Source organism: Allofustis seminis DSM 15817, from assembly GCF_000374325.1.
Taxonomy (GTDB): domain Bacteria; phylum Bacillota; class Bacilli; order Lactobacillales; family Carnobacteriaceae_A; genus Allofustis; species Allofustis seminis.
Window position 1 is genome coordinate 23,101 of the sequence record NZ_KB894088.1, and the last position, 13,184, is coordinate 36,284.

The 13,184-nt window shown below is 37.7% G+C and carries 15 protein-coding genes and 1 rRNA gene; 11 read left to right on the forward strand and 5 right to left on the reverse strand.

What is annotated here, in order from left to right:
- Window positions 1-28: 28 nt before the first annotated feature.
- Window positions 29-985, reverse strand: a complete 957-nt coding sequence (locus tag C231_RS0107175; protein WP_018659944.1) for a glutathione S-transferase family protein — start codon at window positions 983-985, stop codon at window positions 29-31.
- Window positions 986-1,134: 149 nt separating this feature from the next.
- Between C231_RS0107175 and C231_RS0107180 the strand changes: the two genes are divergently transcribed.
- From C231_RS0107180 to C231_RS08095, 3 genes are all read left to right on the forward strand, one after another.
- A complete protein-coding gene (locus C231_RS0107180; RefSeq protein ID WP_018659945.1) occupies window positions 1,135-1,878 on the forward strand; it encodes an ECF transporter S component in 744 nt (247 codons plus the stop codon).
- 131 nt (window positions 1,879-2,009) lie between these two features.
- On the forward strand, window positions 2,010-3,350 hold the full coding sequence (locus C231_RS0107185) for a TrkH family potassium uptake protein (RefSeq protein WP_018659946.1): 1,341 nt from the start codon (window positions 2,010-2,012) through the stop codon (window positions 3,348-3,350).
- A gap of 14 nt (window positions 3,351-3,364) precedes the next feature.
- Window positions 3,365-4,027, forward strand: a complete 663-nt coding sequence (locus C231_RS08095) for a potassium channel family protein (protein ID WP_018659947.1) — start codon at window positions 3,365-3,367, stop codon at window positions 4,025-4,027.
- 28 nt (window positions 4,028-4,055) lie between these two features.
- Here C231_RS08095 and C231_RS0107195 read toward each other — a convergent pair whose 3' ends face one another.
- A complete protein-coding gene (locus C231_RS0107195; RefSeq protein WP_018659948.1) occupies window positions 4,056-4,691 on the reverse strand; it encodes an HD domain-containing protein in 636 nt (211 codons plus the stop codon).
- 105 nt (window positions 4,692-4,796) lie between these two features.
- Between C231_RS0107195 and C231_RS0107200 the strand changes: the two genes are divergently transcribed.
- Window positions 4,797-5,612, forward strand: a complete 816-nt coding sequence (locus tag C231_RS0107200; protein ID WP_018659949.1) for a CPBP family glutamic-type intramembrane protease — start codon at window positions 4,797-4,799, stop codon at window positions 5,610-5,612.
- A 41-nt stretch (window positions 5,613-5,653) separates the two neighbouring features.
- Here the strand turns inward: C231_RS0107200 and C231_RS0107205 are convergent, their stop codons facing one another.
- Window positions 5,654-6,274, reverse strand: coding sequence for a ribonuclease H family protein (locus C231_RS0107205; protein WP_018659950.1), 621 nt, complete (start codon window positions 6,272-6,274; stop codon window positions 5,654-5,656).
- A gap of 104 nt (window positions 6,275-6,378) precedes the next feature.
- Between C231_RS0107205 and C231_RS0107210 the strand changes: the two genes are divergently transcribed.
- The 3 genes from C231_RS0107210 to C231_RS0107220 are packed head-to-tail and all read left to right on the forward strand — an operon-like array spanning window position 6,379 to window position 8,379.
- A complete protein-coding gene (locus tag C231_RS0107210; RefSeq protein ID WP_018659951.1) occupies window positions 6,379-7,017 on the forward strand; it encodes a copper homeostasis protein CutC in 639 nt (212 codons plus the stop codon).
- 60 nt (window positions 7,018-7,077) lie between these two features.
- Window positions 7,078-7,716: a YutD family protein gene (locus tag C231_RS08350; RefSeq protein ID WP_018659952.1), complete on the forward strand. Its 639-nt coding sequence runs from the start codon at window positions 7,078-7,080 to the stop codon at window positions 7,714-7,716.
- A 30-nt stretch (window positions 7,717-7,746) separates the two neighbouring features.
- The gene (locus C231_RS0107220) at window positions 7,747-8,379 is read left to right on the forward strand and encodes a TIGR01906 family membrane protein (protein WP_018659953.1); all 633 of its coding nucleotides are present in this window, start codon (window positions 7,747-7,749) and stop codon (window positions 8,377-8,379) included.
- A gap of 184 nt (window positions 8,380-8,563) precedes the next feature.
- Here the strand turns inward: C231_RS0107220 and C231_RS0107225 are convergent, their stop codons facing one another.
- Window positions 8,564-9,055: a phosphatidylglycerophosphatase A family protein gene (locus C231_RS0107225; protein ID WP_018659954.1), complete on the reverse strand. Its 492-nt coding sequence runs from the start codon at window positions 9,053-9,055 to the stop codon at window positions 8,564-8,566.
- On the reverse strand, window positions 9,052-10,065 hold the full coding sequence (locus C231_RS0107230; RefSeq protein ID WP_018659955.1) for an NAD(P)/FAD-dependent oxidoreductase: 1,014 nt from the start codon (window positions 10,063-10,065) through the stop codon (window positions 9,052-9,054). Before C231_RS0107230 ends, C231_RS0107225 begins: the two co-directional genes overlap by 4 nt.
- Window positions 10,066-10,221: 156 nt before the next feature.
- Between C231_RS0107230 and C231_RS0107235 the strand changes: the two genes are divergently transcribed.
- The 4 genes from C231_RS0107235 to C231_RS0107250 form a co-directional block, all read left to right on the forward strand.
- Complete coding sequence (locus C231_RS0107235; RefSeq protein WP_018659956.1) at window positions 10,222-10,806, forward strand: peptidylprolyl isomerase; 585 nt, start codon at window positions 10,222-10,224, stop codon at window positions 10,804-10,806.
- A gap of 57 nt (window positions 10,807-10,863) precedes the next feature.
- A complete protein-coding gene (locus C231_RS0107240) occupies window positions 10,864-11,241 on the forward strand; it encodes a CvfD/Ygs/GSP13 family RNA-binding post-transcriptional regulator (RefSeq protein ID WP_018659957.1) in 378 nt (125 codons plus the stop codon).
- A gap of 30 nt (window positions 11,242-11,271) precedes the next feature.
- Window positions 11,272-12,627, forward strand: coding sequence for a glucose-6-phosphate isomerase (locus C231_RS0107245; RefSeq protein WP_018659958.1), 1,356 nt, complete (start codon window positions 11,272-11,274; stop codon window positions 12,625-12,627).
- 430 nt (window positions 12,628-13,057) lie between these two features.
- A 16S ribosomal RNA gene (locus C231_RS0107250) occupies window positions 13,058-13,184 on the forward strand; the annotation flags it as partial.

Consider the following 13,184-nt stretch of genomic DNA (forward strand, 5'->3'; position numbering starts at 1 on the left):
GTCTGCCAAATTTTGGCAGACCTTTTTGTTATAGGCTATAATCAAGCACTGGGCCGACAGGAATAATGCGATTAGGATTAATCGAGTCGTGGCTGGTGTAGTAATGTCTTTGAATATGCTCCATATTGACTGTTTCTTTTACGCCAGGCATATTATAGATTAGACGTGTGAAGTGCCATAGATTAGGATATTCTTTGAGTTCACGAATATTGCATTTGAAGTGACCAAAATAGACTGGATCAAAGCGAAGAAGTGTTGTCCATAGACGAATATCTGCTTCAGTCAATATATTTCCAAATAAATAATCTTGCCCATTTAAACGCTCTTCTAATGTGTCAAGTGTCTTAAAGAGGTGGTAAACTTCTTCTTCATAGACATGCTGCTCTGTTGCAAACCCTGCTTTATAGACACCATTGTTAACATGTTCATAGACAGTTGCATTAAGTGCATCAATTTCTTCTTGTAAGTTATCAGGATAAAAATCAACTTGCACAGCTCCGAGATCGTCAAATGCGGTGTTGAGCATGCGAATAATTTCTGATGACTCATTATTGACAATTGTATCTTGTTTTAAGTCATAAAGGACAGGGACTGTTACACGTCCTGTAAATTGGGGATCGACATGTGTATAAATTTGATGTAAATAATCCGCATGCAATACTGGATCGGCAATGACACCATCTCCTGGCTCAAAACTCCATCCTTGTTCTCCCATATGTGGATGAACGACTGAGATACTAATGAATGCTTCAAGTCCTTTTAATGCGCGAATTAAGAGCGTGCGATGCGCCCAAGGACAAGCGAGTGAAACATAAAGATGGTAGCGCCCTTTTTCGGCCTTGAAACCACTTTTCCCTGTTGGGCCAGCAGAGCCATCTTTTGTAATCCAATTTCTAAATGATGAGGTCCCCCGCACAAAGCGTCCGCCACTTGATTGGGTATCATACCACTTATCTTGCCACTTTCCATTTACTAATAATCCCATTTGCTCATCTCCTTTGATCTATTAATTTCATTATACGTTGTTTACATCTTTCAACTCAAATATTGCGTTTGTTTTAAGTTCCTTACACTACAGATGTGCTATAATGAACCTTGTAACTTATAAGCAGTTGAAAGGGAAGAGGAAATATAATGAAGAAAATTTCAACGAAACAGTTAGCAGCTACTGGACTTTTAGGAGCTATTACCATCTTTTTGGGTATGACTCCTCTTGGATTTATTCCTATTGGGCCGACACGTGCTACGATTATGCACATTCCTGTAATCATTGGGTCGATTTTTTATGGGCCAGTGGTTGGAGGTACTATCGGTTTGATCTTTGGGTTGTTCAGTCTCTTTCAAAATATTTTAAATCCTACTCCTGTTAGTTTTGTATTTTTGAGTCCACTAGTATCTATTATGCCACGTATCTTAGTAGGTATTTTGACTTATTATATTTTTCAAGGCGCTAAGTGCATGGGGAACACTCTCACGCGAGGCATTTCGGCGGTGATTGGAGTTGGCGCCGTTGTCTATTTAGCAAATGGCATATATCAGAATGCTCAAGTGACTGCTTATTTCCCGCTTGTTATGAATGTGCTGCTTCTTTTGGCGTTGGCGGGGTTAGGCTATTTAATGTTCAAAAAATTCGCAGCGTTCCCATTTGAAGTGATGTTGGCAAGCGTGCTCGGCTCACTTTTGAATACGGTTGGCGTATTAGGAATGGTATCGCTCCTTTATGCTGAACGTTTTGTCGAACAATTAGGGCAAGATCCTACAGTGGCACGTCAAGTTATTTTATCAATTGGTATCTTAAATGGAATTCCTGAAAGTATTGCCGCTATGGTCTTGGTGACAATTATTTTTAATGCACTTTCCAAAAGATTGAACCATTAATGCACAACATGATGTAAAATTTCTCCAAAAATGATTAATTTTATGCTTAGGGGTTGCTTTCATAATTTTGAAAGTGATATTATACGTGCATTGCATTAAAGAATGATAGTAGATGAGGAGCGGAACATTGAATGAAGAAAAATTTATTTGAGCGTTTGACGATTGCGCAAACTATTTCATTTAGTTTTTTCCTTTTAGTAATAATCGGTGGAACCGTTCTAAGCTTGCCAATTTCAAGTCGAACGGGGCAAGCGACTAACTTTTTAGATGGTCTATTTACTGCAACAAGTGCACTTTGCGTGACGGGACAAACCACACTTAATACTGCCACTCACTGGAGTCCATTTGGGAAAGCGACGATTTTGACCTTAATTGAAATTGGCGGACTCGGTATTATGGGTGTGCTTTCTCTATTCTTTTTTGCCCTTGGCAAACAGTTAAATTTACATCAGCAACGAATTGTCCAAGAATCATTGAATTTAAATGATTTGAATGAGACACGTTCAATTATTAAATATGTCGTAAAATTTTCGCTTGCTGTTCAAGCACTGGGCATTTTGTTTTTAGCATTTGACTTTGTTCCGCGTTTTGGCTGGGGAAAAGGTTTAATTTATTCCATTTTTCATAGTATTTCCGCTTTTTGTAATGCAGGATTTGACTTATTTGGCAATAGCTTGATTTCATTTCAAAAAAGTCCTTATGTATTAGTTGTCATCGGTCTTTTAATTGCATTCGGCGGTTTAGGCTTTATTGTTTGGCGTGATTTATTTACTTTTTATAAAAACAAAAAATTGCTTTTCCATTCAAAAATAGTATTATTTATGACAGGTGCCATCTTAGGCATCAGTTTTATTTTATTTTTTATTTCTGAATCAATGCATGGGACGTTCACTCACTTGAATTTTGGCGAAAAGATAGCTAACACATTCTTTTTAACGGTTACACCGCGAACTGCTGGCTTTTCCAATATTGATTATAATGAAATGTCTACAGCAGGTTTGTTTTTGACTAATATTTTAATGTTTATTGGTGGCGCAAGTGGCTCGACCGCTGGTGGATTCAAAGTGACGACACTTCTTGTGGTTATTTTGTTTTATAAGAGCATGATAACTGGAAGAGAGCCACAAATTTTTAATCGCAGTATTAACCCTTTTAGAGTACGTAAGGCAATTTTCCTATTTACTACAGCATTGATGCTGATCGTATCGGCCATATTTTTATTGTTATTAACACAAGATTTTTTTCCACCAGGTTATGGTCTGGAGGCAGTGCTAATGGAAGTGTTCAGTTGTTTTGGTACTGTTGGATTGAGTATGGGGCTAACACCATATTTCAATTCATTTGGGAAATTTATTCTCATGGTATTAATGTTTATGGGACGGGTTGGGGCACTTACCGTCATTTGGTCATTAAAACGTGAAGAGCGTGAAAGCAAAATTCACTACCCTGAAGGCAGTGTAATGATTGGATAGAAGGAGATAATTAAATGAGCAAAAAAATAGCAGTCCTAGGATTGGGTCTTCTGGGAAGCTCAATGGCTCGTGCATTAGCCGAGACGGGAATTGAAGTTATTGGTGTTGATAAAAATATTGAACATGTTGAAGAAGTAAGCGATGTAGTTACTGTAGCCGTTCAAGCCGACTTTACAAAAATCGATCAACTGATTGATGCAGGTGTTAAAGAAGCTGATATTGGTGTAATTGCCTCTGGTGAACGATTGGAGTCGACCATCTTAGGCATTATGAACTTGGAACGTTTAGGCATCAATGAGATTATTGTCAAGACTGCGACCGAAGATTATAAAGAAGTGCTTTTGCGTGTGGGCGCTACGCGTGTGATTTTGCCAGAGATTGAAATGGGACGCCACTTAGCTTATGAGATTATTCATCATGACAAAATATTATCCTCATATCAATTTGATGAACAATATCGAATTAGCGAAGTCTTGATGGAAGATGAGTGGGTCGGAAAATCAATTAATGAAATTCCTTTCCGTAGCGATTATGGCTTTAATATTATCGGAATTAAACCGACGGCACATGATAAATTTTCTATTTCGGTTGATCCAAATTATGTGATTACAAAAGAAAGTATCTTTTTAGTCATACATGAAGCGAATGAACCGCATAATTCATTTTTTAATATATAAACAAAAAGCGAACAATGGTGTTCGCTTTTTATATTTCAATTTGAAATTGTTTGAGAAAGATAAGTAGCAATTCATGCCGTTGAAGTGCCATCTGCCGAGCGGTGGAAGTATTCATTTTATCTTTGAGTTGCAACAACTTGTCATAAAAATGCTGAATGGTTGTATGATTAGAAATATGTGTGGCAGTGCTGACGCTAGCTGAAAAAGAATTCTTATCATACATCGGATGGCCAACTGTTGCCCCATATGCAAAAGCTCGTGCAATTCCGATGGCACCGATAGCATCCAGCCGGTCTGCATCTTGAACAATCTGTGACTCAATAGAGAGTGCTGATGGATCAATATGCTTGTGGAAAGAAATTGTCTGTACAATTTCAAGCACTCTGTCACATGTAGCGGCTGGAATCTGGCAATCTTTTAAAAATGTCTGAAGCTGATGTAGGGCATATTTTTCGTCAAATAACTTGGCATCTACCGTATCGTGCAGCAAGCTAGCTAGGGCGACAGCCAGTTCATCTACATTAACCGCTTCTTGGCGCATAATCATTTGGGCATTGCGATAGACGCGCAAACTGTGCGAAATATCATGTCCGCTTGTATCATGTTGACATTTTTCTTCCGCATATGCTTTGGCAAGAGTTATCCATTTCTGTTCTAGTTCCATCAGTATCGTCTCCTTTCGATAATTTTAACGAAAAACACTTGAATTTAATAGATGCATGTTATAATCTTCTAAGAAGTACTGAATTAATACATAAAGGAGATTGTTATGAAATCAAAACTTACGCAAGGAGATCCCAAAGTGCGCTATGCACGCCGCAAGCCACTTTTTATGTGGGTTGGGATTTTGGCAGTTGCGACACTAGCTGTCTTTCCAACGCTTTATATCCAATCTAAAACTATTTTAAAGATGGCACCAGAATTATATTCGGGAAGTCCGCTCTCTTTTTCTATTTCTAGCATGATTCAACCTTTCTTGCTAGGAGTAGGGGCACTGGTAGCTGGTCATATTTTAGCACATCGACTCAATTTAAAATCTATTTTGTATGATGTGAAACTAAAACCGCTGACAAAAGAACAAAAACCAGCATGGCTTGCATTACAAAAAACAATCTTAATGCAGGCGATTACAGCAGGTATTGTTGTAGCAGTTGTTACAGTGGGATTCGATGCCATTTTCCAAAGTCAGCTGCCAGAAATTTTACAAAAAGCATCCAATACGCTGACGCCAGAAAATATTTTATCAATGGTCATCTATCAAGGAATTACTGAAGAAATTTTATTGCGTTGGGGCTTGATGACGATTTCAATTTATATTTTTAGCAGTCAAGGTGAGAATCAGCAAGACTGGGTATTTATTGCAGGTATAATTTTTGCAACGATTTTATATTTATTGACACGTTATCGTTCATTTTCAGTCATGACGAGTTCACTGACGCCGCTGCTTGGGGCACGCCTTGCTATACAGTCTATTGGTGGCATTGCATTTGGAATTTTATATTGGAAGCATCATTTAGAAGCAGCCATCGTCGGACACATTACCTGTCAAGTGATGACAGTTATCTTAACGGCTATCTTACTTTAAAAATAAACACGTTGCACCAGATTTGATGCAGCGTGTTTTATTTATTCTTTGCCATTGTCAGCAAGAGCCTCTTTGGCTAGTTGATCGGCAAGTTCATTATATTCATCCCCACTATGTGCCTTTACTTTGGTGAATGTCACTTCAATTTGTTGCGCTAATTTATCAAAGTAAGTTACATAATCTTTTGAGACGGCTTTTTTGGCTTGCCAGCGTTTGGTGGCCCACATCTCAATGCCCATGTAGTCATAGTGAATATTTATTTTTTGAGCATGTTGCTGAATGGCCCATTGGATAGCAGCTAAAGCGCCGAAGACTTCGCCAGCAATTTGGTGACTGTCAATGTATTTTTTGTTCGCACCAACTCTTTGCATTGTATGGACAACCTCTTTTTTTTCATTAAGGAGTACAATGCCATAGCTATATTTTTGTGAGTGACGGTCATATGAACCATCAACATAAGCTTCTATCATATTGTTGCAGGTAGGTTGTGAGTGGCAAGATACGGTAGCTTGCTTATCGCTATGCCAAAAATTTTCAGCATCTTTTTGCAATTTGAAAGTTTTCATGTAGCTATTTTCAAAGCCATCAAGTGCTTTTAAAGCTTCAGTGGCATCCATATAGATGCCTGGAACATTTCCACGTAGCACAACGTAAAAAGCCATATATTCTCTCCTCCCTTTTTCTTAACTTTATGCAAAGAATTGTTTTTTGTCAATTGTTCAGGTATGAAAAATTATGTAAAATAATAACGAAAGCGGTGATCATAATGATAAAAGAATTTTGTGCAGAGAATTTTACCGAAATAGAAGAAGCCATTAAACATGGTGCGCGAAGAATTGAATTATGTGATAATTTGGCAGTCGGAGGCACAACGCCATCAGTTGGTGTAATACAATATACTTTGGCAGTAGCTGCTAAATATCATGTCCCTGTGATGGTAATGGTGCGACCTCGCGGAGGAGATTTTGTCTATACGGCAGAAGAATTTGACATAATGAAAAGAGATCTGAAAGAAATCAGCGACTTGAATGCAGACGGAGCAGTCTTTGGATGTTTGACAGAAGATGGTCGGATCAATCGCCTACAAACTGCTGAACTTATCAAACGCTCTGGAGAAATGGAGACGGTCTTTCATATGGCATTTGATGAAATTCATCCAGATGATCGACTGAAAGATTTAAAATGGCTGATTGATCAAGGTGTTACGCGTGTCTTAACCCATGGTGGTATAGGGGGTAGCATTTTTGATCATGAAAAAGAGCTTCATGAAATATTGAAATATGCACAAGGTCGCATTGAGATTTTGTTAGGTGGCGGTGTAACTTATGAGAATGAAGCAGAAATTCTAAAGATCTTTGATGTAGATCAACTGCATGGTACACGAATCGTTCCACTCGACAAATAAATCTGCTTTTTCAATAGAATAATGATACAATGGAAAAAATTACAATAGAGGAGGGATAAAGTGAGCGAGATAACAAAAGAAAATATTCATGTTGATTTAAATCATCAAAAATTGGAAGAAGTGTTAGCTAAGGCACTGGAAGCGGAACAATTTATTTCTTGGTATGATCATGAGACGCTTTTGATTGGGGATAATTATTATAAATTGCAGACGAATTTCCGCGATGCATTTGACATTGAACAGTTCAAAGCACGCTATATTGATTATTTAACAACTTTTGATTATATTGTTGGAGATATCGCAAGTGAGAAATTAAGATTACGTGGTTTTTATGATGAAAGTCGCAGCCAAGTGCATGAAGACCAATGGATTACGCGACTTGATGATTATCTAATTGAATATTGTAACTTTGGTGCCCCTTATTTTGTGTTGGAAAGAGTAGAAAAATTAGATGAGATTCCAATAAGAAAACAAGATCGTGAGCATGATAAGCGCCGAAAAAATCGTCAAAATTCACGAAGACGTCGCAGTCGTCGCCGTTTTTCACAAAAAAGACAATCATCCTCAACGCACCATCCTTTTAAAAAAGAGCCCCGCAATATTCCAGAAGGTGACATGTTGAAAAAAGAACCGACAAAAGCGCCAAAAAGCAAAGCGCCAAAACAACGATTTAAAATTCGCAACACAACTGAAAAATAAGTAGAGATTAATGAAAAAGTAGGAATGTTTATGAAAAAAACAGCGACCGAAATTTTTGGGCTGACATTCTTTTTTATCAATTTGATTGCATTGGCGATCATTTTAACAACGTGGAATATCCCATTGTATCAATTTACACTGCGACAATTTGATATTCCACGTCAAGTGGGCCTAAGCGAGCAGACAATTTTGGATAACTATTATTGTTTACTGCATTATTTATTTAAACCATGGATTCATACATTAGAACTGCCTGACTTTCCTATTTCGGTGAATGGTGCTATTCATTTTTATGAAGTCAAGCAGTTATTTCTTGTGAATGTTGGTTTGTTGGTAGGCACTGGCATTTATAGTGGATTTTTTTGGATCAAGCAATTTAAAAAAGTGGCACTATGGAAATTCCGTTCCACATTTAAGCGAGCACTTTTTGCACCGCCTATTATTTTAGTTGTTCTTTATTTCTACTTTGATTCAATTTTTATTTTGTTTCATGAGATTCTTTTCAGAAATGATTATTGGCTCTTCAATCCAGTGACAGATCCAATTATTCAAGTGTTGCCTGAAACATTTTTTATGTATTGTTTTCTTTCGATTTTTATTTTAGTGGAGTTATTTATTTTTATTGGATGGCAACTTATAGAACGTATCACGAAGTTGTCATAGCATTTTGATGGTAACTTTTAATTTTCATGGCAGCAATATTAATAGTTTATTGTTGCTAGCTTCTACTTGGATATTATTTTATAAAAAGGGATTAGAGAATGAGTATCATTCTCTAATCCCTTTTGTTTGAGACTTGAATCATTTCGCTATTGCTATAATGATGCCTATTATAGAGATGACTAGCTTAATTTTCTAGACGAGAGTGGGCAAGGCGGCTCGCTGCTGCAGCGGCAATAGCACCAACAATATCATCTAAAAAAGTATGTGTATGCTCTGAATGCTTAGAGGAATCCAATGCTTTAATAATTTTAGGCTTTTTCTTATCTAAATAGCCAAAGTTTGTAAAGCCGATGGATCCATAAATATTCACAATGGCAAGCGCGATAATTTCATCAATGCCATAGAGCCCCTCGTCATTTTTAATAATGGATTGTAAAGGTTCGGCGAGTTGTTCGCGTTCACACGCAATGTCGAGTGCGACTCCTGTTAAGATAGCATTTTGCACTTCGCGTTTAGCTAGGACGCGATTCACATTGTAGATGCAGGCTTTTATTGATAAGTTATCAATATAATCACTTTGCAAGTCGAATACAAGTTCTGCAATGTCTTCAATTTTTACGCCACGTTCTTTAAGTGTGTCAATGGCTGCATGATATAAATGTTCGTCTGAAATCATTGAGATTCTCCTTTCTGTGCGCGCAATATTAAATCACTGCTACGCGGGGCATCAGTTTGTATGGAAGGGTCTAGATATGATGCGATGGCGTTAATTGCAATCGGCGCTTCGCCAAAACCAACGGCAATTAATTTTACTTTTCCTTTGTAAGTTGTGACATCACCAGCTCCGAAGACTCCTTCGATACTGGCTGCCATGGAAGAGTCGACAACGAGTTGCCCTTGTTTTGCTTCAAGTCCCCAATCGCTCAACTCTCGATTAGAATATGCAAATCCATAACTGACGATGAGTGCATCAAAGTTAGTGGTGATCATTTTATCTCCACGTGTTTCTTTTAAGGTTAACCCCGTTAGTTGCTGATGTTGTTCCTTTAACTCAAATGGAACATAAGGGGTCAGAACTTTAATGCTAGAGTGCATTAAAGCTTCAACTAATGCTTCATGTGCGCGAAATTTTTCTCGGCGATGAATTAATTGAACGGATGATGCAACTTGCTCCAACATTAAAGCCCATTCAACAGCAGAATCACCACCACCTAAGATGGCAACAGAACGATTTTTGAAATCATTTAAATTCTTTACATAGTAATATAAATTTTTACCTTCATAACGCTGAGCATGTGCAAGTGGCAATTTTCTTGGGGTGAATGACCCTTGTCCTGTTGTAATAAGAATACTTCGTGCTAAGAATACACCTTTGGTTGTTTCCACATGAAAAATGTTATCAACTTTATCCAGCGATTTGACGCGGCAATCCAATGTAACAGTTGGTGGAAAAATATTCATTTGCTTTTTCAGGTGTTTGATTAATTTTTTTCCGCTGATGCCAGGAATTCCCCCAATATCATAGACAGACTTCTCAGGATAAAGCATGGCAACTTGCCCTCCTAAAGTGGGAAGTGCCTCTATAATATGTGCACTCAAATTGCGTAGTCCCGCATAATAAGAAGAAAACATGCCCACGGGACCGCCGCCAATAATAATAACATCTTCAATTTTTGATTGTTTCATTCCATCACACTTTCACTTCTAATGTCTACTTGTCAGGCATTTCTTCCTAAAATATCATATCATGTTTTGAAATGACATGAAAAAGAAGTATTCTTCTCGGTAAAATAAAATCATGGAATATGATATACTGAACAAAATAATATAAAGGGGATTATTATGAACTTTCCACAATTAAATGAAGATTTAAAACCGACGCTTACCATTTGTACAACATTAGGCGATATAAGTATTGCCCTATTTGAAGAGCAGGCCCCTAAAGCTGTTGAGAATTTTATGACACTTGCAAAAAAAGGATATTATGATGGTGTGATTTTTCATCGTGTGATTCCAGACTTTATGATTCAAGGGGGAGATCCTACAGGAACAGGTCGTGGCGGTGAAAGCATCTGGGGACAGGCATTTGAAGATGAGTTCAGTCGTGAACTTTTTAATTTAAAAGGAGCACTCTCTATGGCAAATGCTGGCCCACACACTAATGGCAGTCAATTTTTTATTGTTACTGCACCTTTTGTGCCAGTTGATATGTTGCAGCAAATGGAAGCAGCAGGATATCCAGAAGAGATAGTTAAAGCATATGCAGAAAATGGTGGCACGCCTTGGTTGGACTTCAAGCATACCGTCTTTGGACAGGTAACAAGTGGGCTAGATGTCGCAGAGAGAATTCAAAATGTTGAACGAGATTTTGCTGATAAGCCAGTTGAGTCTATTATCATCGAAAAAATCATTCAACATGAAAGTTAAAATGCACATCTTATAAATGATGATTATGGTATAACAATAAAGAAAAGGAGGGAGTGCATGTGTTATAAAATAGGAGATATCGTTGAAGGAAAAGTAACGGGTATCCAAAAATATGGCGCTTTTGTGGCTTTGGATGACCACACACAAGGCCTGATTCATATTTCTGAATTGAAGCATGGCTATGTCAAGAATGTTTATGATATTTTAGCAATTCATGATACTGTTCGTGTTATGATCATGGACATTGATGAATATTCAAAGAAAATTAGCCTCTCCATGCGAGCCCTTCAACCTGCAACCAGTCATCCTTTTGCCCAGCGGAAAAATATAAAACGGTACGGTCGCCGTAGTGGCATTGGATTCAAAAGTATTGCGGAGCGTCTAGAAGATTGGCGTAAGGAAGCGATGGTTTTTTTTGAAAGAAAAAGAAAATGATAAAAGTAAAGAGATGGAGGAACAGGAACAATGAAAGAAATTTCATTTGACTATTCAAATGTTGTAGGAACTTTTCTCTCGGAAGAAGAATTGAAGCAGATGCAAGCACAAGTTGCAGTTGCACATCAAGAACTTCGAGAGGGAACAGGTGTGGGCAGTGACTTTTTAGGGTGGCTTGACTGGCCTCAAAATTATGATAAAGAGGAATTTGCATGTATTCAAGCAGCAGCCAAAAAGATTCAAAACGACTCCGATGTTTTAATTGTCATCGGGATTGGAGGAAGCTATCTTGGTGCAAAAGCTGCAATTGATTTTCTTGCGCATAGTTTTTACAATGATTTGCCAGAAAATGTAAGAAAGACACCTAAAATTTATTTTGCTGGGAATCATATGAGCAGTGTCTATCTGGCAGAATTAATAGACTTAATTAAAGACCAAGATATTTCCTTGAATGTTATCTCTAAATCAGGCACTACGACAGAACCTGCCATTGCTTTTCGACTACTGCGCCAATTAATGATTGATAAATATGGAGAAGGAGAGGCTAACCGCCGTATTTATGCTACAACGGATCGGCAAAAAGGAGCCTTAAAATCAACAGCAGATGAAAAAGGCTATGAAACATTTGTTATTCCAGACGATATTGGCGGACGCTTTTCTGTTCTTACGGCAGTGGGGCTGTTGCCCATTGCAGTGGCAGGAGGAGATATTGTTGAATTGATGCAGGGTGCTGCATTTGCGATGGATCGCTATCTGAATGTTAACATTGAAGAAAATGAAGCATATCAATATGCTGCCTTGCGCAACATTTTATATCGTAAAGGATATCAAGTTGAAAATATCGTAAATTATGAGCCTAAATTGAATTATTTCTCTGAATGGTGGAAACAATTATATGGTGAATCAGAGGGGAAAAACCAAAAAGGCATCTTCCCTGCACAAGCTAATTTTACGACAGACTTACATTCCGTCGGTCAATATATTCAAGAAGGTCGTCGTTTTCTCTTCCAAACCGTATTACATATACAAGAAAGTGGCTCATCGCTATCAATACCAATTGAAGCGGAAGATATTGATGGACTTGGTTATATTGAAGGAACAAATGTAGAAGAAGTGAATCATAAGGCATTTCAAGGAGTGTTGCTCGCTCACACAGATGGTGGTGTTCCAAATTTTGTGATTTCCTTGCCAGATACTAGTGCTTTCACACTTGGACAGCTCTTTTATTTCTTTGAGGTGGCTGTTGGAATTTCGGGTTACTTAAATGGTGTCAATCCCTTTAATCAGCCTGGAGTAGAGGCATATAAACAAAATATGTTCGCGTTGCTTGGCAAACCAGGATTTGAAGCATTGGCACAGAAATTAAATCAACGATTAAATAAATAATAAAAATTAGATCTAATAAAAATGGCAGCCATTTCTTATTGATAAGAAGGCTGTCATTTTTATTTGAGTACATAAAGTGGCGGGAATTTGCTCGAATATAGTAGTGAAATAATAGATTTAAAATACTTTTAAAAAGTGGTTGACAGTTAAAAATTAACTCGCTATAATCAAATAGCTGTCATCGTTATTTTGACTTTTGCAATAAATAAAAATCAAAAAATCGTTGACACCTATTTTTTTACATGCTATGATATTTAAGTCGCGTTCGATAAAGCAACGCAGGCATAGATCTTTGAAAACTGAACAAAGTAATACAACCAAATTGTGCAAGGGTCTTTTGAATATTCCATTCATTAGACACCAACCAAAACCAAAACATTAATTTTGAGCAATCAAACCTTTGGGATGAACAGTGTTCATCCCCTCATTAAAAATTGAGAGTTTGATCCTGGCTCAGGACGAACGCTGGCGGCATGCCTAATACATGCAAGTCGAACGATGAACTCTCTGCTTGCAGAGAGGGATGAGTGGCGGACGGGTGAGTAACACGTGGGAAA